We start from the raw sequence: 20,659 nt of genomic DNA on the forward strand, positions 1-20,659 counted from the left end.
GCTTTAGGAAAAGATGAAGTATACTATTATGTAAAAGGAAGCATAATCAAACTGAAAATGCCAAGAGTAACGAATGAGGTGATGGTATGAAGAAAAAGAAAGTTAAGGGGATGATTATGATGACGATAGTTGCGTCTTTATTAGGCGGATGTAGTTTTGGAGAAACGAAAATTGAGTATGAACCATTTGTAAAGGCTTTGGAAGAAGGAGATATGACGAAGGTTATGTCTGCAAGTGATGATGGGTATGCGAGTGTGAGACAAAGAGGTATATATAGTACGTATGAGGAAAAAGAAGATGGAAGACACGTTAAAAGAATCTATCAAAATACGAAAGGTGTATATAATACGAAGGATAAAAGTTTATATGGAGGTACAACACAAGAAATTACTACTGATATAGAGAATGAAAAGGAAAAAGGGACCAACGAAAATTATAAAGAAGAAACCGTTTATAGTACAAGTATTATGTATAAAAATGGGCAGGTACAAAGTGATTCTAATGTTGATGTTTCTTACGTTAACTTAATTGTGGAGCGTTTAAAAGGAATAGGGAAATTGAAGATGAAGCCAGGCGATGATATCAAAAAGTTTGATCAGCCTAATACAGTTGGATACAGCTTAACTGAATCAGAATTTCAGAGTATTATTAATGACAAGCTGAAAATACAATATGATGAATATAGTGGGGCGACAATTGTGCTTCATCTTGACGCCGCAAAAAGTCCAAAGCAGATACTGGAATTAAGTATTGATGTAGACTACAAGAAAAAGAACGATGAGGGAAATTTAGTAAAATATGCATTACAGATAACAACATATTTTAATAGAAAACAAGATAACAATAAAGACGCTAAAAAAGAATATGTAGATTATAAAGCACAGTATAAAAAATAATAAATAATTAAGAAAGGAGATAACCTAGTATGGAGAATAATGAGAAACAGGAACCAGATAAAAGGTTAAAAGTAGCTACTGATTGGGGAAAATTGGAGCTAGCTGGTAAGGATATATATGATTATCGAGCGAGGAAATATCCGTATAATAAATCAACCGAACAAGATAATACAGATAGATTACAAGGGAATTTTAATGCAGAGCTTATAGATCATAAAGTAGATGAAAATACAGGATTTGCAGCATATGCTTTTAAAGATAAGACCACAGGAGAAATTGTAATATCATATGTAGGAACAGAAGATGGAACGGATGCAAAAACAGACGGTGAAATTGGTATTCACAATATAACGGGTGCAAATAAAATAGCATTGGGAGATTGGAACGAGGATCTTGCGGTAAAGCAGTACGATCAAGGTGATTTGTTTTATATGAAGATTAAACATAATAACCCTGATGCGGAAATTAGTGTAACAGGACATTCATTAGGTGGTGGTATAGCTGACACGGTAGCGTTAAGACACCGAGAAGATAATATTGAAGCGTTAACATTAAATCCAGCTCCTGTTCTAAAGCGAGATGTTGAAAAATTCGGTGACGGATTTGATATGAAGAACATTCGGAACATTATTAATGAAAATGATCCACTACACATTGGGATAAAGGCAGCTGATTTTACCGTTCCTGGAAGAATGTATATAGTTCCAAACCAAGCATGGCATTCTTACGCTTTTACAGAAAAAGATTATGGTAAAAATGATAAGCTAATATGGTGTGATAAATTACCAAGTTCTAACGACACAGGAATTGATTGGATTCCTGGATCTTTCGAGCTGGCCCAATCGTCAGGAGGTTTGTATACAGGAACTATATATAAAGTATTTGACAGAAAGGTTTCTCCAGTAGAGGAAGCGGCAGGAGGTTCAGCAGTAAAGTTTATACTAACAGGGACACCACTTGCACCTTTAATAGCGACCTTGTTTGTATATTCAGACGGTGTACAAGCTGCAGGAGAAATTAGAAAAATAAAGGGTCAAGTGGAAGAAAGTATTTCTAGATTAAATAAAAAGTATGAAGGGCTAAAGTCTCAAGTTACAATAGAAGCCATTAAGTTTAGTATGGCAGCTAGCATAGAAATTAAAAGTAAAGTAGATGCAGCAATTGACTTTATTGAAACAAAATTAGCTACATGTAAAGAGAAAGTGTTAGAAGTATTAAAATCAGTCTTTAATGCAGCGATAGATGTTTTTGTGGGAGCTCTTATGGTGTATTTGAACCCAGGTGAAATTATGGCAATCGCAAGAGAAGTAGCACCATCTCTTTTGAAAGATATTGTGGATGTGTTTAAAGGTGATTTTGTCATGGATACAAATATTACTGCAGTTGTAGAAAGTCATATTAGAAGCCATCGTCAATCACTTCTTAATCTCTTTATGAACGATAGCAGAAAAGGCATAGATCGTTCATTGCTTGGTGAAATTTCTAAAGATGTGAAGGAGCTAGCAAAAGATTTAAGGCAATTAAATGAGGATGTTTCCTCTGCAGTTACTTCCATGATGGCAAAAGACGAAGAGTTAGGGGCGGTAGCATATTATTAAAGGGTTCTAAAAGTAGTCTGGAAGTTTCGGATATTTATAGAATATATAAGTAAGGAGAAATGTTATGGATTTGCATTTGATTATGAGTAAAGTTCATAGTACATTTTCGGATAACGGCGGGCGAGATCAGATATTGAGTGTAGTGAAACAACTTGAAAATACTGCAGCTTCTTTAACAACAGATATTAGAAATTTAGAGAGCAGTATTGATACACATATGAATGGGAAAACACGAGATGCATTCATGGATCGAATTCGTCAGTTAGAAAGAAAACGGCAAAAAATAGAAGAGAAAATTAATGCATTAAAAGGGACGGTTAATTAATATGAAAGATTATATGGAGAAGGTATTACCATTAGGAAGTGTAGTAAGATTAAGTTCTGATGAAGATGCAGATTATGTTATTACAACAAGAGGGATATTATTGGATGATACAACATTCTATGATTATGGAGGAGTATTATATCCATTAGGCTTGACAGAAGAAACATATAAACTCTTTAATCATTCAGATATTGTACAAGTCCAATTTGAGGGATACCGAAACAAAATTGAAGGCCAATTTGCCTCTAAATTTAAAATGTGGCGTAATGAGTTTGTAGAAAAGGTAATTGAAACAAAGAAAAAAGAGCAGACAGATCAGGTAGTTGAAACGGAGGAATAAAAATTATAAGCCTTTCCCTTTCTATATTTGAACTGTACCCATATAAAATGAGGGGTTTTACAAAAAGGTTCTTGAGAATATAAGGTTAAAAATGGCTTCGGATATTAATCCGAGGTCATTTTTTTGTATTTATGCTATCGAAAAATAACTAGCTAGATTAAAAGGCGCAAGATATGATAATTTTATCGCTAGAACGGAAAACTTACGAGGTGGTTTTGCTGAACCTTGTAAAAGAAGGAAAAGCAAAGCCGATATTGGATGAACAAATGATGAATAGATTAAGAGAAAGTGGCGTAGAATTTAATCCTATATTACTGCAACAAGTTGATAAAGACGAAAAATATGTTTGCAAGAGTATTTGTGATACTTTAGAGGTATTAACAGATGATTCTAACATAATTAAACTCAATAATTATAAATTAGATGAAGCGGCAGTAATGAAGATTCAAAAGGCGGTCAAAAACATAGAAAATAACGGCGAAGGAATAAGATAATGAATAATTTGAAGCAAGGGGTTTTAGAGATTAATAAAGTTGTCATAACTCCTAATTGCACACTAAGAGAAGTTATTTTGGGATTTAATAAAGATGATATTAAAATAGTAAAAGTAGATGATGAAACTACTGTGGTGAGATTTTTAGCGCCCGTAAAAATAGGAACTAAGAGCTTTGGCGTAGGTCTTTTCTTTGAAAATGGAGTGATTTGGTCTATTGATCTTAAAGTAGCTGATCCAAGTATAAATGAGTGGGATTATAAAGAAATGCTTGCGCAGCATGGAGAGTGGCTTGTAGAACAAATAGGGCATTCAGCAGGAATATTATCCGAAAATATATATGAGTGGGGGAAAATAACACAGTGGGATGACTTTAGATCATGTACTGCAGGTATAAGTATAGTATATTTTCAAAAGTAAAAGTAATGGTGTTAGTTTGAAATAAAGTTGCGACGTTTCTAAAAAAGACGCGATGTTTTGAATAAAGTCACGACATTTCTAAAAAAGTGAGTTTTTATCAAACTATTTAACAAAACGTCAGAAAGAAAATTATGGAATTCACAAAGGCAATAGGTACATAAATAGAGAACATATTTATTTAGTATTATTTAAGGTATCGAAGGGAGAAAATAGAGTGAAAGAAAAATTATTAAGAGTTGGAACTACTTATATTCCAGTTATCAATGTAGAACTTTCTTCAAAATGGTATGTAAATAAATTAGGTGCAGAGTTGAGTTATAAAGATGAAGACAAGGCTATTATTAACTTTGCAAACCAAAGTTTTTTTCTTGTTAAATCCCAAGATAATCAAAGCCTAAATTTTTACGATTTTCACGGTAAAGAGCGCTTTTTTTTAACCTTTGAAGTTAATGGTTTATGTGCACTAGAATCGATCCATAGTGATTTTATTAAAAAAGAAATTGTAGTTGGAGAGATTGAAAACAGAGGACACACTGGGAAGAACTTTATTTTTTATGATTTAGATGGTAATAAATTTGATGTTTGGAGTGAATTAAGTCCTATATTTAAAGAAAAATACCTAATATCAAAATAAGAGATTTTGATCATTCAATAAACAGTAGAGTTACAGGAGTTAATATTGAGGCAACTAATTTAAAGCGTTATTCCGCAATCGGGCACGATTATTGAACAAAACAGATAGGAAATGATTAAACTTTTTTATAAAAATCAAACTTAAATCTGCTATAGAAGAAACCATTTTAATCAATCTTTTTTCAAAATGGTTTCTTTTTATTTATCGTAAAGCATAAGTTTGCGAAGTATTTTTAATCGAACTTTACTTCAAACCTACAAATGAAATTTTAAATATTAATTACAGAAGTTTAAAGATTCTTGTATAAATGGTTTTAAACAGGATTTATATGGATATACAGGTGATAGGTATATGAGACGTATTCTTCCTACTGTGGTTAGATTTGTATGATAGCTTATCTATACCAGAGGAGGGGGAATGTGTCTCTTTTTATTTCTGTGATGTTGCTCAAACGTACAGTCATAATATCTGACGACTTAAGTGTTGTAAGGATGGAAAGGTAACATAAGTTGTAAGTGAGTATGAATGTATTTTAAATAAAGAGGTAAAAATCGGTGATTATTATGATTGCATGCCTTTGGAAATCTAACAACCGGCTTAAAATCAGGTGTTAGTACGACGACGATTAAAGGTGCTTCCAAAGTAGGATTAGAAGAAGGCGGATGGGGTAGAAGCTTCCTACAGAGGGGGTAAGTAATGCTGAGCTAAATACCAGTGATAGTATTAAAAAAATTATTAATGATAGTGGGTATTCAGTAGATGAATTTGTTGAGTCATTACATCCTGATAGGGTGTTAAATGATAATGAAAAGACAGTAGTTGATAAGATAAGAAATGAAATTGGAGTACCTGATGTTGGTACAAAGATGGCAAAGATAATCCCGTAAAGTGATATATGTATATATGAGTATTTGTATTACGAAAAATATACAGGTGTAAGAGGATTTACTACAGTTAATGAGCATAGTGCAAATTTAAAAACATTGTTTGAAAATTATGAAGGAGCTAGGCATGACCATGATGGAACGATGTTTAAAGTAACGAACCAGCTTTAGGAAAAGATGAAGTATACTATTATGTAAAGGGAAATATTACTAAACTGAAAATGCCAAGAGTAACGAATGAGGTGATGGTATGAAGAAGAAAAAGAAAGTTAAGAGAATGATTATTATGACGATAGTTGCGTCTTTATTAGGCGGATGTAGTTTTGGAGAAACGAAAATTGAGTATGAACCATTTGTAAAGGCTTTGGATGAAGGAGATATGACGAAGGTTATGTCTGCGAGTGATGATGGGTATGCGAGTGTGACACAAAGAGGTATATATAGTACGTATGAGGAAAAAGAAGATGGAAGACACGTTAAAACAATCCGTCAGACTACGGAAGGTGTATATAATACGAAAGATAAAAGTTTATATGGAGACACAACACAAACAATTGCTACTGATATAGAGAATAAAAAGGAAAAAGGGACAAACGAAAATTATAAAAAAGAAACCGTTTATAGTACAAATATTATGTATAAAAATGGGCAGGTACAAAGCGATTCCAATGTTGATGTTTCTTACGTTAACTTAATTGTGGACCGTTTAAAAGGAATAGGGAAACTAAAGATGAAGCCAGGCGATGATATCAAAAAGTTTGATCAGCCTAATACAGTTGGATATAGCTTAACTGAATCAGAATTTCAAAGTATTATTAATGACAAATTAAAAATACAATATGATGAATATAGTGGGGCGACAATTGTGCTTCATCTTGACGGCGCAAAAAATCCAAAGCAGATACTGGAATTAAGTATTTATGTAGACTACAAGAAAAAGAACGATGAGGGGAATTTATTAAAATATGGGTTACAGATACACACATACTTTAATAGAAAACAAGATAACAATCAAGACGCCAAAAAAGAATATGTAGATTATAAAACACAGTACAAAAAATTATAAATAATTAAGAAAGGAGATAACCTAGTATGAAGAATAATGCGGGACAGGACCAGGATAAAGATTTAAAGGTAGCTACTGATTGGGGAAAATTGGAGCTAGCTGGTCAGGATATATATGATTATCAAGCGGGGAGATATCAATAGAAGAATTAATAGATGAAGGTTTAATTGAAGGTGTAACTGATTTAGTTAAGGAAGGTTTGATAAAATGATAGAGAAATTAAAGAGTATATTAGGGAAAGAGTATGTGGTAAAAGAGGAACAACTAGGAATAGAGGTTTACCGTTTAACTAATTATGGGGTAAACCAAGAAACTTATATAAAAATAAAAAAATATGTTAATACTTGGACTTTGTATGAGGTGCAAAGAGGAGAAAGTTTTGGTATTTGTGAATTTGAAGATTACAATACAGCGATTTTAGGGGTGTATATTTTAAGTAAAAAAATATTTGAACATCCTAAAAGAAACACACTAATTAGGAATGAACTTAGTAAATGTATGGAAGATGATTCCGATATGATTATAAGAATTTTAGCAAAAGAATTTAATGAAGATCTTTTCAGTTTAAATAATTCAAAAAGAGGAGCTATTCTTCTTGAAAGTGTTAATGGTTTTTATGATATTAATTATTGTGGATTAAATAATGAAAAAATTAACATTGTGAGTGGACGTACATTCTCTAAGGCGGTAATAGTCTTCTATAATTATATTCGACTATTGTTTGAATTTGAAAATTTAATAAAGGATATAGCATCAATAATTCAACCATCTGAGGGGATAAAAGAAAAGCTAAAACATTGTTATTTGGGAAAGTAAGAATGTAGGAATATACATAAACATTATTGTTTAATATATGAATTTGAAAATTTCACAGTAGATATATGGAGTATTAAGGAAATACTAAAGTAATAATTATATTAATTTTAATAATGAATTATCTCAAAAGAGATAGTTTTGAATATTATAAGGATATATGTCATTAATAAACCCTTCTCTTTTCGTTTTTAATCTAAATGATTAAAAAAATCTAGTTAAACATATAGAAAATGAATCGGAAAGGTAACTTTAAAAAATGGAATATTGATAATTGTGCAGAGGTTTGGAGCGCAAGAGATGCAATATTAAAAGGCGCAAGATATGATAATTTTATGATTAGAACAGAAAACTTAGCAGGCGGATTTGCTGAACCTTGTGCTAATTGTAGTAGAACGTTTTTGGATTTCTATAATATTGATTACTAGGAGGAATGAAAATGGAAATATCAAATAAGACAATAGAAGAATTAAAAAAAGCGGGATGGTACGAGGGGAGAAAAATAGATATATCAGAAAATGTAAAGTTCCTTGAAGAAAGAGGATTTGAGATTTTTGAAAGTGCAAAAAAATTTATGGAGGAGTTTGGAGAATTACGAATCAATGTTGAAAAGATTTGGTCAGATGGATCTAAGAAAATATCTAAACATACCACTTGTATTAAGGAAGTGATAGGGGTGTTAGATAGTTTATGCTTTGGCTTAGATGATTTTATTGATGATAAAGTTATTCCTGTAGGTTCACTCTATAATTTTGAAATAGATCTATACATATCAGAATCAGTAAGAATATTTGAATCAACAGGTTGGGCAGGAGAGAACGCTTTAGAAGCATTGGATAATATTTTTCGTGAAAAAGGAACATTGATTTGGGATAAATTTGAAGGATAATAATAATTTTCTAATGAAAAATTATGCTCTAACCTACTGCATAACTGTAATTAAGCAGTAAGTAGTGAGGAGGGGCCAGAGTGGTAGATAAAATTAAAGGTAATTTTAAGTTAATGAAACTAAAGACTAGTTTTAAAATATCTTGCCACTTAATCATCTTTTGCTCTAAATGAAAGATGTAATGAAAAGAATAAATAGAGATATATTATAACTAAGAATAGAACAAATGTTTCTAATGGGAGAAGCGTTGGTTCTATTTTTATGTAAAGAAGCTGGAGGATTATGATTCTTATCAGTTTACGAAGGGCGCTGGCTCACATGCAGAAGTAATAGCGTTGAATGAAGCTTTAAAAGCTAATCCTAATGCTAGTTTAGATAATTTTGTTGTCCATGTAATTCGTACTGGTCAAAATAAAACAAAACCAGCTGGTATGATGTTTATAAGATGTCCCCATTGTGCCTATCTTACAGATGGATTTGAATTTATTTCGGAGGTTCCAAAAAATGTTGAATGATATTTTAACGAAAGAATATGTAATAAAAAATGGTGTGGAGTTTGAAAAATATTTAGGATTTGGAGGACCATACGATTTAGGAATAGTAGCGTATGATGAAAATGATGAAGAAAAGTTATTTACAGGATTAGCCTATGACTTATATGAAAATGGAAATTTAGAAAGTTATTTTTTTGTTGATAATGGAGTAAGACAAGGGGTTAGTGTTTCATTTTACCCAAATGGCAATATAAAAAGAATAGGGAATATGGATAAAAGTGCAGCAGAAGGATATCAAGTTGAATTTTACGATAACGGAGTAAAAAAATATGAATCTGAATGTATCACTGGATGTGAAATGACTTTTATAAAGTATGATGAAAAAGAGAATATAATAGAGCAAAAAAAAGAACCAAGCGAATCAGATTTAAAATATGCTAAAAGGTTTGAATAGGAAGTAAAAATGAATAATGCATTTGAAAATGAATTAAATATAATGCAGAATCAATTAGCATCTAAAATTTCTTTACAAAATAGTTTTCGATTAGATGAAATTCAACTAGTTGCAGGGGTAGACATTGCCTATTGGTCTGAAAGTAATATTGATTATGGTGTATGCTGTATTGTGGTATTAGATTATCGAACGAAGGAAATCATTGAACAAGTTGAATATATGGGAGAGATAGAATTTCCATATATTTCAGGATATTTGGCTTTTAGAGAATTGCCATTGATTTTAGAAACAGTTAATAAATTAAAAAACATTCCTGATTTATATATGTTTGATGGAAATGGTTATTTGCATAGTCGTCATATGGGAATTGCAACACAAGCATCATTTGATTTAGCAAAGCCAACAATAGGAGTAGCGAAAACTTATTTGAAAATTAAAAATAAAGATTTTGTTGTACCAAAAAATAAAGTAGGTGCGTTTACTGATATTGTTATAGATGGTGAGGTCTATGGTCGTGCATTGAGAACAAGAGCTGATGTTAAACCTGTTTTTATTTCGTGTGGAAATTGGATTGATTTAGATACTGCTACTGAAATAACCATGTATTTTGTAGAAAAAAATAGTCGCTTACCGATTACCACTAGATATGCAGATTTGGCAACACATATGGCGAGAAAAAGATTGAAGAAGTAAGTATAGTTTTAATATGTTTATTTTATAAATCTTTTAGAGAACTTAACTAATAAAAGAAGTCCACAGTGACATAGTGAACTGTTGACTATGAAATGAACTGTTTAATAAAAAACTTTAGGAATATAGACAAAAAAGGTGCCCTCGGTATTGAACCGAGGGCACTTTCTTTAGCAACTATGCAATTGAAGAACGACCACTTTGAAGCTATTAGGAAAAGGTGAGCGCTAAATCAATTCCCAGAAGACTTCAACAAAGAAATTATTTCTGGTGTATTAGCGCACTAAATTGCTTGTAAAACTTAAGGGATAGTATTCCAGAAGCGTCACATCTCTTGAAATGTACGGTGTAGAAAAGATTCATGACCTGGACATTATAAATCGCGGGGCTAAGTGTTTAATTAAAAAAATGTTTTAGACTATAGAAAAAAGTATTAGACTATTAAAAAATAGTTGTAGACTGAAAAGGTGCTTTCCATATTTGAAAACACCTTTTTAACATGAATTCTGTTAAAGTTAATAAATGATTTTTACTTAGTTAACAGTAACTTCTAGTTAGTTTAACTGCTCCCATACCCAAATAGACTGTAATCAATAAAAGCAACACCTCCTAGTTCTGTATTGAGCCACCTTAACTTTGTGAATTTTATTTTAGAGAATGTCACTTGGTAAAGCGTGTAACATAATGGGAATTTATGTTAAAGTTATATTAGGAAAGTTTACAAAATAATTAGACATACAGAGGGAGAAATTGTGTTGAAATCTATTAAAAAACTAGCCATCATATTACTAATTGTTTCAATTTTCTTTATCGTATATAAAAATATTTCAAAACAAAAAGAAGGTTATGAATTTGTTATGGAATATTTAAAGACACATAAGACAGATAAAAATGTATCTTTTATTCTACAAAGAAATGGAAAAAATCTAGTAAGTATAAATTCTGATGAGGTAATTCCTTTAGCAAGCATGATGAAGCTCATTATTGCTGTAGAATTTGCTAAACAATCTGCTGAAGGAACGATTAAAGTTGATCAACAAATTCCCTTAAGCGATTTAGAAGCATATTATATAAAAGATACAGATGCCTCTAACCACCCTAATTGGATTCGTTATTTAAATGAAAAAAACATTATTCGAAATAATCAAGTAACATTAGAACAAATTGCAAAAGGAATGTTGCAGTTTAGTTCTAATGCAAATGCTGATTATTTAATAGACAAATTAGGTTTGGAAAATATTAATCAAACGTTGAAAAATTTACAATTACCTCATCATCAAGAATTATATCCACTGGTATCTAGTTTATATGTTGCTGGCAATTTAAAAAAAGAAGAGAATTTAACCAAAAACGAAACCTTAATAAAAATGAAAGCTATGTCACAAAAAGAATTTGCTAGGGAATCCATTAAGATTCATCAATGGATGAAAAATTCTACTGAATTTAAACAACGTAATATCCCATGTCTAGGCGATATTGAATTTCAAAGAATATGGTCAGATAATTTACCAGCCGCATCAGCAAAAGACTATCTTCTATTGATGGAACGACTGAATCGTAAAGACTATTTCCCACAGGATGTGCAGAAAGAGTTAGACAAGATTGTCGAATGGCCTATGGAGAATCCAAATAACAAGGAATGGTTAATACATGTAGGGCAAAAAGGTGGTTCAACAGCATTTCTATTAACAAACTCCCTTTATGCAAAGGATAAAGAGGGAAATATGACGGAACTAGTGTTCATGTTTAATGACTTAAATGAAACTGATTATATGAACTTGAGTGAACATTACAATGATTTCGTGTTAAAAACTTTGAATGATCAAAAATTCAGAGATCTCTTAATTGAAAATTTAGATTAATTCAGAGATCGACCACACCATCTCTATATGGAAAGGCGGGCATGATACCATTGTGAGGGTGTGAAATTCCTGTCCACCGCAACATTCGCAAAGTAATCATGCCCATATGGGATCTATCTCAAGCCTATACGATATGAAAATATGTTCTCAAAGTATGTGAATTTCACTCGTTTCAATTGGCTCAATTTTCGGTTGTGAAATATAAAAATTCCTAAACTGTAGTTTTATCAAATACAATTTCTCAGAATTCTCCTTATTTCCATTACATAAAATGTATATTCACTATCCAGTCTAATACTTTATTTTAATAAAACTCTTATCATGAAATATAAACGATTCGTCAGTCTAAATCTTTATTTTAGTTAATTAGACAAATACGAATAGCAATACCCCATTAGACCAAGGATGTACAGTCTAAAACATTTTTTAAACTGTACACTAAGAACACAACATGTAAAGGGTGTCACTATAAAACTTGCAAACTTAAAGCACTTGATTGTCTATGATAGGCAACAAGTGCTTTTTTAATTGATTGGTATGTTTTAACTTCATAAATAGTTGGTAAGTTGGGGGAAGCAGCGGCATTCATGAATAAGTTGCCGAAAAGTATGAAGAATGTCGGGAAGAAGATTAAAAATATTGAGATCCCGAATGTATTCCCTGAACCTTCGGTAGCTGGCGTTGGGAATGTAGGAGAAGGAAATACACTTGGTGGAGAGTTATTTTCTGTTGCTAAGAGTGAAACTAAGGGGCAAGCGCAAAATGCGAACCGGTTATCTGGGGAGAAATCGGCGACGTTTTTTGATGAGTTGAATTTGAAGAATGGTTCGAAGGTAGCGGAGGATGCAAAAGATAATTTATTAAAAACAAATCCAGTGTGTAAAGAATTTGCAAAACAAATAGAGGTTCATTCTCAAAAACAGGCAGTAGAAGATGTAATTAAGGGTACGGGAAAAGTGTATCCAACAAGACAAATAGATTCAGTAGCGGAAGCACATATAATTGATAGAGTGAAAGAGCTAAGAGGGAATTTATCAAGTAAATATAAAAAAGCTGGTAATTTTGCCCTTGCAGAAGTGGATGTTAATAGTTTAAACAAAAAGGAGTTTTATGCTTCAAGTAAAATAGATGAATTTAAAGGGAATTTAGAAGAAAAAGTTCCTGAAATTTCATTAAAACCAAATGAGCCAATTTTTGAGGCATCTCTAGCACCTGGTAAAGATGGAAAACCTTATATGCGAGATTCTGACGCTGAGTATAAGATTTTGAATGAAATTGCTTTAAAACTGGGTGATGATGTAAATGCTACTGGTAAAATTAAGTTATTCACAGAACTAGATACGTGTGATAGTTGTAGCAAAGTAATAGCTGAATTTGCTAATAAATATAAGAATATTGAATTGGAAGTTATTCACAATAACGGTGAAAGACTTAAACCATAAAAGAGGAGTGATATCATGGAAGACTGGGAATATAATGAAATATTTGAGGCGATTAACGAAGACTATAATGATTATTTAAAATTAAATAGGGGACATGAATATGCAATAGCAAGAACTGTTAATGAATATATAAATCTTGGAAAGGTAGAAGACTTTATTGTTGATACTGCTGTAGGTGAAATATTGTTATCCAAAAATAAGGTCTTTATTGGATATGTTGAAGGGATAACAAGGAGATTAAGTATGTTTAAAGATTTAGATGTTACAAACGAACTGACACAAAAAGAAATAGCAGACTTGACTAATAGGATAGAGAAAGTATTAGATGGTCTTAGTAAGGTTGAGATAGATTATAACCCTTATTCCGAGTAGTTATTTGCGAAATTGAACAAGAATATTTTTAAATTATGAATTGATGATGTAATTAACTAAAAAGCACTTGATTTCCTTTTAGGGCATTAGGTGCTTTTTATGAGATATTTATGCTTTGGACAACATGAATGATGATATGCTGAAATTCAGAGCCGATGAAGGTAGTACCATCATGGAGTACAATGTGCAATGATAGAATAGAAAACAAAGTACGAGCTTAGGCGAGATGACACTTTACCGGGCGATAAATATAAACACATGGAATGTTATATTAAATTAACGAACTCGTACAAGCTCCTAAGTTTTAGCGTATTACATGTCATGACATATAAAAGGTGTCATACTGTTACTATAAAACTTACAAAACTAATGCTACTTAAAAACATATGAACTTAAAGCACTTGATTGTCTACGGTAGGCAACAAGTGCTTTTTATTTTAAGATTATGACATAGGTTACTGGTAATTGAGCCTGTTTTTGATGTAGTAGCTGGGGAAATACAATGGAAATTACCAATGTTAATAGAGTATTTAGAAGAATTCGGATGTATAAAAGAAATTAAATAGGTAGGAGGTTTAAAATGAATATTAGTGAGCTGAAAACTAGATTGAATGAATTAGGAATAGAAGAATATGAATACAATTTAGGTGATAAATCTCTTAGTGAATTGGAATTAGGTATATTAAAAGGAGAAGGAACATGGAAAGTATATCAATCGTTAGAGAGAGGTGGAATGAATATTATAGACATTTTTGAAAATGAAAATGATGCTTGTGAATTGATATTAAAATATTTGATAATGCGAAAAGATTGAAGAGAGAAAAGAAAATAATGTTTTTCTCCTAAGGAGTACTCGGTATACCATAATGCGATAAACACCTGTAGGGAATGAACCTGTGTTTGAGAAAAAGCCAGCGCAGTTTTTGATGGGTTGAATTTGAAGAGTGGTCGGAAAGTTCCCCCAGAGGGGTTAAGTAATGCAGAGCTAAATACCAGTGATAGTATTAAAAAAATTATTAATAATAGTGGGTATTCAGTAGATGAATTTGTTGAGTTGTTACATCCTGATAGGGTGTTAAATGCTAATGAAAAGACAGTAGTTGATAATATAAGAAATGAAATTGGAGTACCTGATGTTGGTACAAAGATGAAAAATAATTCCATAAAGTGATATATATAAGTATTTATATGACGAAAAATATACAGGTGTAAGAGGATTTACTGCAGTTAATGAGCATAGTGCAAATTTAAAAACACTGTTTGAAAATTATGAAGGAGCTAGGCTTGACCATGTAACGAACCAGCTTTAGGAAAAGATGAAGTATACTATTATGTAAAAGGAAGCATAATCAAACTAAAAATGCCAAGAGTAACGAACGAGGTGACGGTATGAAGAAAAAGAAAGTTAAGGGGATAATTATTATGACGATAGTCGCGTCTTTATTGGGCGGATGTGGTTCATCTAAAACAAAGCTTCAAACAGGAACAAAAATTGAGTATGAAAGATTGGTAAAGGCGTTAGATGAAGGAGATATGAAAACGGTAATGTCTGCGAGTGATGATGGGTATGCGCATGTAGAAGAAGAAAGTATACAATCTGTTATGGAGGAAAAAGAGGATGGTACTTATACTAAAAGACTATATCAATCAACAGATGGAATATACTTTTTGAAAGAAAGAAATATATATGGTACTACAAAGCAAACTACAAGAAACTTAATAAATAATGCTAATCAAACGCATAAAGATGATGAATATAAAAAGGATGAAATATATAGTTCGAATTTCATGTATAGAAATGGACAAGTACAAAGCTCAACTCCAAATGTTGATGTTTTACCAGTTAAATTAATTATAGATCGTTTACAAGGAATTGGAAAATTAAAGCCAAAAGATGATAGACAAGGGTTCGATGAACCGAATAGAATTTCGTATAATTTAACAGAGTCGCAATTTCAACAAATTATTAATGATAAATTACATTTGCAATATGACAAATTTGGTACAGCTTCAATTGTTATTTATTTTAACCAGGCTAAAGATTTAAAAGAAAAGCCTATGGAAATAGATGAATTTAGGATATCCGTGGATTATGAGAAAAAAAATGATCAAGGAAAGATATTAACACATATTCAACAAATATTAGTAGGGTTTGATGGTAAGGAAGAAAATACTCGAAATGCAAAAACGAAATATTTAGAATATAAAACTCAATTCAATAGTAATAAATAATTAGGAAGGGATTGAGGTTAATTATGGGGCGTTTTCATCTATCTTCCGACGAAGGAAAATTACAATTAGCAGGGAAGGATATTTACGGTTTTAATGGGAGAGGAAGTATACTATTCTGTTAAAGGAAACGTAATTAAACTTAAAATGCCAAGAGTAACGAATGAGGTGATGGTATGAAGAAGAAAAAGAAAGTTAAGGGGATGATTATTATGACGATAGTTGCGTCTTTATTAGGCGGATGTAGTTTTGGAGAAACGAAAATTGAGTATGAACCATTTGTAAAGGCTTTGGAAGAAAGAGATATGACGAAGGTTATGTCTGCAAGTGATGATGGATATGCACATGTGACACAAAGAGATATATATAGTACGTATGAGGAAAAAGAAGATGGAAGACACGTTAAAAGCATCTATCAAAATACGGAAGGTGTATATAATACGAAGGATAAAAGTTTATATGGAGGTACAACACAAGAAATTACTACTGATATAGAGAATGAAAAGGAAAAAGGGACAAACGAAAATTATAAAGAAGAAACCGTTTATAGTGCAAATATTATGTATAAAAATGGGCAAGTACAAAGCGATTCTAATGTTGATGTTTCTTACGTTAACTTAATTGTGGACCGTTTAAAAGGAATAGGGAAACTAAAGATGAAGCCAGGCAATGATATCAAAAAGTTTGATCAGCCTAATACAGTTGGATATAGCTTAACTGAATCAGAATTTCAAAGTATTATTAATGACAAATTAAAAATACAATATGATGAATATAGTGGGGCGACAATTGTGCTTCATCTTGACGGCGCAAAAAATCCAAAGCAGATACTGGAATTAAGTATTTATGTAGACTACAAGAAAAAGAACGATGAGGGGAATTTAGTAAAATATGCATTACAGATATCAACATATTTTAATAGAAAAGAAGGTAACAATAAAGACGCTAAAAAAGAATATGTAGATTATAAAGCACAGTATAAAAAATAATTAAGAAAGGAGATAACCTAGTATGGAGAATAATGCGGGACAGGACCAGGATAAAGATTTAAAGGTAGCTACTGATTGGGGAAAATTGGAGCTAGCTGGTAAGGATATATATGATTATCAAGCTGGGAGAGATCCGTATAATAATTCAACCGAACAAGATAATACAGATAGATTACAAGCGAATTTTAATGCAGAGCTTATATATCATGAAGTAGATGAAAATACAGGATTTGCAGCATATGCTTTTAAAGATAAGACCACAGGAGAAATTGTAATATCATATATGACTATATGGACCGAAACAGAGATGCATTGCCAATGAAAATCGAAGTAAACTAACAACAGCAATCATCGCGATGCCTCTAAACGACCAAAGCATTTTCAACATTAAGTATGTAAGTAACGAACCAGCTTTAGGAAAAGATGAAGTATATTATTATGTAAAAGGAAACATAATCAAACTGAAAATGCCAAGAGTAACGAACGAGGTGACTGTATGAAAAAGAAAGTTAAGGGGATGATTATTATGACGATAGTCGCGTCTTTATTGGGAGGGTGTAGTTTAGGAGAAACGAAGATTGACTATGAACCATTTGTAAAGGCTTTGGAAGAAGGAGATATGACGAAGGTTATGTCTGCGAGTGATGATGGATATGCACACGTGACACAAAGAGGTATATACAGTATGTACGAGCAAAAAGAAGATGGGGAGCACAGTAAAACAATTCGTCAAACTACAGAAGGTGTATATAATACAAAAGATAAAAGTTTATATGGAGAAACAACACAAACAATTGCTACTGATATAGAGAATAAAAAGGAAAAAGGGACAAACGAAAATTATAAAAAAGAAACCATTTATAGTACAAATATTATGTATAAAAATGGGCAGGTACAAAGCGATTCCAATGTTGATGTTTCTTACGTTAACTTAATTGTGGAGCGTTTAAAAGGAATAGGGAAATTGAAGATGAAGCCAGGCGATGATATCAAAAAGTTTGATCAGCCTAATACAGTTGGATATAGCTTAACTGAATCAGAATTTCAGAGTATTATTAATGACAAGCTAAAAATACAATATGATGAATATGATGGGGCGACAATTGTACTTCATTTTGACTCAGCAAAAGAGCCAATGCAGATACTGCAAGTCAGTATTGATATAGACTACAAGAAAAAGAATGAAGAGGGAAAAGTAGTAGAATATATGTTACAGATACACACATACTTTAATAGTCAAAAAGGTAATAATCAAGATGCAAAAAAAGAATATGTAGATTATAAAGCACGGTACAAAAATAATAAATAATTAGGAAAGTAGATCATGGAGTAAATGGTGTATCAACACCAATTGGTGCACCAGATAAGTTTTATGGGACTATTGAATATATAGAAAATGATCCATCAAAGTTGATGATTCCAAGGTGGGAAGCTAATGCTGGCAATCATCCATTTACTGCAAGAGGGTTCACAGGAAGTAAGAATATTACATTACCAGAATTTTCATGTGAGAGGGGTTATGCAAGAGCTTTCCAAGATGGAGATATATTGAATATTATAGATTCAGAAACTGGCAATGTAGCAACAAAACTTGAATTTAATGAAGAATTGGGATGGATTATAGTTGATTAGGAGGGAAGTATAATAAATTATGAGGGACTATGCTATTTATAAAAATAATTTGTATAGATTAAATGTATCGGTTAATAAACTGAAGCTTATAAGTAATTCAAATGAATCTATAAAATATGGATTTAAAGAATTAAAGTTTGAACAAGGATTCGTTTCGAAAGTAATATATATAAAAGAGGTTGATATTAATGAAGTAGAGATGGCTTATAAATTGAAATACAAGGTAATATATAAAGAAAAAGAATTTGTTCCATGGGCAATAGGTAAGTTTATACTAGAAATAAATAAAATTCCACTAGGTACAAGTGATGAAAAAGAAGCTAGAAATTATGGATTTGAAAAGATGGAACAATTTGTTTTTAAAAAAGAGGTTCCAATAGAGGAAGTAGATGCTTTAATAGAAATTAAGGAGTATATTTTGAAATTTCGAAATATGAATGAAAAGGTCACTAGAATCGAACAAAAGGATATAAGAAGTTATTTAAAGAACCTTTTAGAATAGATTATATTTAATTATACGGATAGATTCTGCGGTTAAAGCTCAATGGATAGATCCTAAAACAGGTGTACTGACAGGTACTTCGCCAATAGAATCCACATAAGCAATAAAAATTCCTAAAGGAACTACAATATATGAAGGGCCGGTTGGATATCAAGGAGGTCATTACCTTGGTGGAGAAAATTGTAATCAAATTTTTATTTCGGAACCATGGAAGATTAATGGGGTAGAGCCTTTAAGTGAAACACCAATAAAATAGGAGGTATGATAGTGAGTTCAAGTAAGTTAGTAATAGATAAATTAGAAAAACTTTTTAGTGAATTGAGTGTAATATTAGAGGGAAATAAGAAAGGTGATATAGATTATCAGATATCTGAAGTTAGATATGTAATTAATATTTTAAATGAATGCCAAAATAATAATTATATAGACTTTGATGATGTTATAAATGAAATAAAATTAATTTATAGTAATCTATATCCACCAAGAGGAGGATTATCTGATTTCTTTATATGGAAGGCAGATTTTAATGAACGTGTTAAAGCTAATGAGCCTTTAGGGAGAATTGGGGATGAATTGGGGGAAATGTTAAAGTAATTAATTGTAAAGGAATAGAAAATAATTGGTTCTGTTGCAAAGTTTTTTAACAGAGAAAAAGTTGGTATGATTGCAGATGGATTTTATGCAATCGTTAGTAATTGTTGTAATTCATTATACGTCGAAAAAACGAAATTTGGTTGTTGCAAACTTCGTTTTCGTTTATATAGAGCATGAACGGTTTCAATACCTTTCAAGGTACGTGAAGCATGACGAAGGCTTTGAAATCCTGCGGATTTGGCAAAACACCTTTTTACATGTCTATGGTCTTGTTCAATGAGATTGTTCAAATGTTTGACTATACAATGAGTTGTACGTCTATAAAAACCTTGTTCTTTTAATTTGTTAAACGCGCAAAGTAGCGCTGGGGCTTTGTCTGTTGTGAGAACTGTTGGTTCCCCAAAAGCCTTCATCAATCTTTTCATAAAAGCATATGCCGCCTAATGATCTCTTGTTTTTCGAAGTTGAATATCCAATGTATATCCACCCTTATCAATCGCACGATATAAATAACGCCATTTTCCTTTCACTTTTATATAAGTTTCATCTAATTTCCACGATGATTGTACCTTTTTGTTTTTCTTCTTCCAGATTTGATAGATCAAATTTCTATATTCATGGACCCAACGCATAATAGTTGTTGGATGAACCGATATGTCACGCTCTCTCAAAAGTTCAGAGATATCGCGATAGCTTAAAGAAAAACGACAATAGTAGCCAACGGCTACTAAAATAATATCCTTCTTAAATTGTTTTCCTATAAAATATCCCATATAGTATTCTCCTCGCCTCATGTTTCTTACATTTTAACTTCCCTTAGAAAAACTTTGCAACAGAACCACATATCGTAACCATAAACAAGTGAAACAAGCATTACAATTAGGACAAATTCCAATGGGTCTTGATTTTAAAGAAGTGGAAGTTGTTCCCATGATAGTGCGGTAAATGAGCACTTAATGATTTATAGTGTAGACGATAGTATAAGAAAACAAGTCGTATCAAGTATCATTTCTCAAACGAATAAAGACTATTTTGAAAGTG

At 31.6% G+C, this 20,659-nt stretch carries 25 protein-coding genes and 5 pseudogenes; 29 read left to right on the top strand and 1 reads right to left on the bottom strand.

Translation table 11 applies throughout. The features are described from left to right. The first annotated feature begins 86 nt into the window (after window positions 1–86). The 28 genes and pseudogenes from MR109_RS27760 (at window position 87) to MR109_RS27885 (ending at window position 19,618) form a co-directional block, all read left to right on the top strand. On the top strand, window positions 87–896 hold the full coding sequence (locus MR109_RS27760) for a DUF3952 domain-containing protein (RefSeq protein ID WP_242274634.1): 810 nt from the start codon (window positions 87–89) through the stop codon (window positions 894–896). Window positions 897–925: 29 nt separating this feature from the next. Then, window positions 926–2,494: a Tle-like phospholipase domain-containing protein gene (locus MR109_RS27765; protein ID WP_242274635.1), complete on the top strand. Its 1,569-nt coding sequence runs from the start codon at window positions 926–928 to the stop codon at window positions 2,492–2,494. A gap of 64 nt (window positions 2,495–2,558) precedes the next feature. After that, window positions 2,559–2,819 (top strand): hypothetical protein, encoded by a 261-nt coding sequence (locus tag MR109_RS27770; RefSeq protein ID WP_000363076.1) that lies wholly within the window; start codon window positions 2,559–2,561, stop codon window positions 2,817–2,819. A gap of 1 nt (window position 2,820) precedes the next feature. Beyond that, window positions 2,821–3,159, top strand: a complete 339-nt coding sequence (locus tag MR109_RS27775) for a DUF4176 domain-containing protein (protein ID WP_242274636.1) — start codon at window positions 2,821–2,823, stop codon at window positions 3,157–3,159. Window positions 3,160–3,332: 173 nt separating this feature from the next. Beyond that, on the top strand, window positions 3,333–3,653 hold the full coding sequence (locus MR109_RS27780; protein WP_242274637.1) for a hypothetical protein: 321 nt from the start codon (window positions 3,333–3,335) through the stop codon (window positions 3,651–3,653). Continuing rightward, the gene (locus MR109_RS27785; protein ID WP_103458522.1) at window positions 3,653–4,072 is read left to right on the top strand and encodes a hypothetical protein; all 420 of its coding nucleotides are present in this window, start codon (window positions 3,653–3,655) and stop codon (window positions 4,070–4,072) included. The genes MR109_RS27780 and MR109_RS27785 overlap by 1 nt, the downstream gene beginning before the upstream one ends. Before the next feature lie 214 nt (window positions 4,073–4,286). Next, the gene (locus MR109_RS27790) at window positions 4,287–4,706 is read left to right on the top strand and encodes a VOC family protein (protein WP_242274638.1); all 420 of its coding nucleotides are present in this window, start codon (window positions 4,287–4,289) and stop codon (window positions 4,704–4,706) included. A 911-nt stretch (window positions 4,707–5,617) separates the two neighbouring features. Beyond that, window positions 5,618–5,761, top strand: a complete 144-nt coding sequence (locus MR109_RS27795; protein WP_242274639.1) for a hypothetical protein — start codon at window positions 5,618–5,620, stop codon at window positions 5,759–5,761. A gap of 79 nt (window positions 5,762–5,840) precedes the next feature. Further along, window positions 5,841–6,656, top strand: a complete 816-nt coding sequence (locus tag MR109_RS27800) for a DUF3952 domain-containing protein (protein ID WP_242274640.1) — start codon at window positions 5,841–5,843, stop codon at window positions 6,654–6,656. A gap of 26 nt (window positions 6,657–6,682) precedes the next feature. Next, window positions 6,683–6,793, top strand: a pseudogene (locus tag MR109_RS30480) (lipase); the annotation flags it as partial. A gap of 70 nt (window positions 6,794–6,863) precedes the next feature. Beyond that, window positions 6,864–7,472, top strand: coding sequence for a hypothetical protein (locus MR109_RS27805; protein ID WP_242274641.1), 609 nt, complete (start codon window positions 6,864–6,866; stop codon window positions 7,470–7,472). 436 nt (window positions 7,473–7,908) lie between these two features. Further along, complete coding sequence (locus tag MR109_RS27810; RefSeq protein WP_242274642.1) at window positions 7,909–8,358, top strand: SUKH-3 domain-containing protein; 450 nt, start codon at window positions 7,909–7,911, stop codon at window positions 8,356–8,358. A 335-nt stretch (window positions 8,359–8,693) separates the two neighbouring features. After that, complete coding sequence (locus MR109_RS27815) at window positions 8,694–8,873, top strand: YwqJ-related putative deaminase (RefSeq protein ID WP_242274643.1); 180 nt, start codon at window positions 8,694–8,696, stop codon at window positions 8,871–8,873. Further along, entirely contained in the window at window positions 8,863–9,306 is a 444-nt protein-coding gene (locus tag MR109_RS27820) for a toxin-antitoxin system YwqK family antitoxin (RefSeq protein WP_242274644.1), read from the top strand. Before MR109_RS27815 ends, MR109_RS27820 begins: the two co-directional genes overlap by 11 nt. Before the next feature lie 9 nt (window positions 9,307–9,315). Continuing rightward, window positions 9,316–9,999 (top strand): endonuclease V, encoded by a 684-nt coding sequence (locus MR109_RS27825; protein WP_242274645.1) that lies wholly within the window; start codon window positions 9,316–9,318, stop codon window positions 9,997–9,999. A gap of 749 nt (window positions 10,000–10,748) precedes the next feature. Then, entirely contained in the window at window positions 10,749–11,858 is a 1,110-nt protein-coding gene (locus MR109_RS27830) for a serine hydrolase (RefSeq protein WP_242274646.1), read from the top strand. Between the two features lie 587 nt (window positions 11,859–12,445). Beyond that, window positions 12,446–13,300 (top strand): deaminase domain-containing protein, encoded by an 855-nt coding sequence (locus tag MR109_RS27835; protein ID WP_242274647.1) that lies wholly within the window; start codon window positions 12,446–12,448, stop codon window positions 13,298–13,300. Between the two features lie 15 nt (window positions 13,301–13,315). Continuing rightward, window positions 13,316–13,672, top strand: coding sequence for an Imm3 family immunity protein (locus MR109_RS27840; RefSeq protein ID WP_242274648.1), 357 nt, complete (start codon window positions 13,316–13,318; stop codon window positions 13,670–13,672). Between the two features lie 580 nt (window positions 13,673–14,252). Beyond that, complete coding sequence (locus tag MR109_RS27845; protein ID WP_048517061.1) at window positions 14,253–14,486, top strand: hypothetical protein; 234 nt, start codon at window positions 14,253–14,255, stop codon at window positions 14,484–14,486. Window positions 14,487–14,609: 123 nt separating this feature from the next. Continuing rightward, entirely contained in the window at window positions 14,610–14,843 is a 234-nt protein-coding gene (locus MR109_RS27850; RefSeq protein ID WP_242274649.1) for a hypothetical protein, read from the top strand. Between the two features lie 218 nt (window positions 14,844–15,061). Then, window positions 15,062–15,904, top strand: a complete 843-nt coding sequence (locus MR109_RS27855) for a DUF3952 domain-containing protein (protein WP_242274650.1) — start codon at window positions 15,062–15,064, stop codon at window positions 15,902–15,904. Between the two features lie 173 nt (window positions 15,905–16,077). Further along, window positions 16,078–16,890 (top strand): DUF3952 domain-containing protein, encoded by an 813-nt coding sequence (locus MR109_RS27860; protein ID WP_242274651.1) that lies wholly within the window; start codon window positions 16,078–16,080, stop codon window positions 16,888–16,890. Window positions 16,891–16,912: 22 nt separating this feature from the next. Further along, window positions 16,913–17,176 (top strand): annotated as a pseudogene (locus tag MR109_RS27865) (lipase); the annotation flags it as partial. Then, window positions 17,173–17,390: pseudogene (locus tag MR109_RS30485) on the top strand (hypothetical protein); the annotation flags it as partial. The pseudogenes MR109_RS27865 and MR109_RS30485, both read left to right, overlap by 4 nt. After that, window positions 17,387–18,199, top strand: coding sequence for a DUF3952 domain-containing protein (locus tag MR109_RS27870; protein ID WP_242274653.1), 813 nt, complete (start codon window positions 17,387–17,389; stop codon window positions 18,197–18,199). The pseudogene MR109_RS30485 and the gene MR109_RS27870, both read left to right, overlap by 4 nt. A gap of 104 nt (window positions 18,200–18,303) precedes the next feature. Further along, on the top strand, window positions 18,304–18,522 hold the full coding sequence (locus tag MR109_RS27875) for a hypothetical protein (protein ID WP_242274655.1): 219 nt from the start codon (window positions 18,304–18,306) through the stop codon (window positions 18,520–18,522). Window positions 18,523–18,541: 19 nt separating this feature from the next. Continuing rightward, the gene (locus tag MR109_RS27880) at window positions 18,542–19,024 is read left to right on the top strand and encodes a hypothetical protein (protein WP_016127923.1); all 483 of its coding nucleotides are present in this window, start codon (window positions 18,542–18,544) and stop codon (window positions 19,022–19,024) included. A gap of 267 nt (window positions 19,025–19,291) precedes the next feature. Beyond that, window positions 19,292–19,618, top strand: coding sequence for a hypothetical protein (locus MR109_RS27885; protein WP_242274654.1), 327 nt, complete (start codon window positions 19,292–19,294; stop codon window positions 19,616–19,618). An 83-nt stretch (window positions 19,619–19,701) separates the two neighbouring features. Here MR109_RS27885 and MR109_RS27890 read toward each other — a convergent pair. After that, window positions 19,702–20,391 (bottom strand): annotated as a pseudogene (locus MR109_RS27890) (IS6 family transposase). Window positions 20,392–20,458: 67 nt separating this feature from the next. Between MR109_RS27890 and MR109_RS30490 the strand changes: the two are divergent. Beyond that, window positions 20,459–20,659: pseudogene (locus MR109_RS30490) on the top strand (hypothetical protein); the annotation flags it as partial.

It is taken from the genome of Bacillus cereus group sp. BfR-BA-01310 (genome assembly GCF_022664325.1).
Classification (GTDB): domain Bacteria; phylum Bacillota; class Bacilli; order Bacillales; family Bacillaceae_G; genus Bacillus_A; species Bacillus_A paramycoides.

What these genes read in the sequence shown, in the direction of transcription:
- MR109_RS27760 (WP_242274634.1), top strand. Translation starts at nt 87, where the DNA reads ATGAAGAAAAAGAAAGTTAAGGGGATGATTATGATGACGATAGTTGCG.
- MR109_RS27765 (WP_242274635.1), top strand. Translation starts at nt 926, where the DNA reads ATGGAGAATAATGAGAAACAGGAACCAGATAAAAGGTTAAAAGTAGCT.
- MR109_RS27770 (WP_000363076.1), top strand. Translation starts at nt 2,559, where the DNA reads ATGGATTTGCATTTGATTATGAGTAAAGTTCATAGTACATTTTCGGAT.
- MR109_RS27775 (WP_242274636.1), top strand. Translation starts at nt 2,821, where the DNA reads ATGAAAGATTATATGGAGAAGGTATTACCATTAGGAAGTGTAGTAAGA.
- MR109_RS27780 (WP_242274637.1), top strand. Translation starts at nt 3,333, where the DNA reads ATGATAATTTTATCGCTAGAACGGAAAACTTACGAGGTGGTTTTGCTG.
- MR109_RS27785 (WP_103458522.1), top strand. Translation starts at nt 3,653, where the DNA reads ATGAATAATTTGAAGCAAGGGGTTTTAGAGATTAATAAAGTTGTCATA.
- MR109_RS27800 (WP_242274640.1), top strand. Translation starts at nt 5,841, where the DNA reads ATGAAGAAGAAAAAGAAAGTTAAGAGAATGATTATTATGACGATAGTT.
- MR109_RS27805 (WP_242274641.1), top strand. Translation starts at nt 6,864, where the DNA reads ATGATAGAGAAATTAAAGAGTATATTAGGGAAAGAGTATGTGGTAAAA.
- MR109_RS27810 (WP_242274642.1), top strand. Translation starts at nt 7,909, where the DNA reads ATGGAAATATCAAATAAGACAATAGAAGAATTAAAAAAAGCGGGATGG.
- MR109_RS27820 (WP_242274644.1), top strand. Translation starts at nt 8,863, where the DNA reads ATGTTGAATGATATTTTAACGAAAGAATATGTAATAAAAAATGGTGTG.
- MR109_RS27825 (WP_242274645.1), top strand. Translation starts at nt 9,316, where the DNA reads ATGAATAATGCATTTGAAAATGAATTAAATATAATGCAGAATCAATTA.
- MR109_RS27835 (WP_242274647.1), top strand. Translation starts at nt 12,446, where the DNA reads ATGAATAAGTTGCCGAAAAGTATGAAGAATGTCGGGAAGAAGATTAAA.
- MR109_RS27840 (WP_242274648.1), top strand. Translation starts at nt 13,316, where the DNA reads ATGGAAGACTGGGAATATAATGAAATATTTGAGGCGATTAACGAAGAC.
- MR109_RS27845 (WP_048517061.1), top strand. Translation starts at nt 14,253, where the DNA reads ATGAATATTAGTGAGCTGAAAACTAGATTGAATGAATTAGGAATAGAA.
- MR109_RS27855 (WP_242274650.1), top strand. Translation starts at nt 15,062, where the DNA reads ATGAAGAAAAAGAAAGTTAAGGGGATAATTATTATGACGATAGTCGCG.
- MR109_RS27860 (WP_242274651.1), top strand. Translation starts at nt 16,078, where the DNA reads ATGAAGAAGAAAAAGAAAGTTAAGGGGATGATTATTATGACGATAGTT.
- MR109_RS27870 (WP_242274653.1), top strand. Translation starts at nt 17,387, where the DNA reads ATGAAAAAGAAAGTTAAGGGGATGATTATTATGACGATAGTCGCGTCT.
- MR109_RS27875 (WP_242274655.1), top strand. Translation starts at nt 18,304, where the DNA reads ATGATTCCAAGGTGGGAAGCTAATGCTGGCAATCATCCATTTACTGCA.
- MR109_RS27880 (WP_016127923.1), top strand. Translation starts at nt 18,542, where the DNA reads ATGAGGGACTATGCTATTTATAAAAATAATTTGTATAGATTAAATGTA.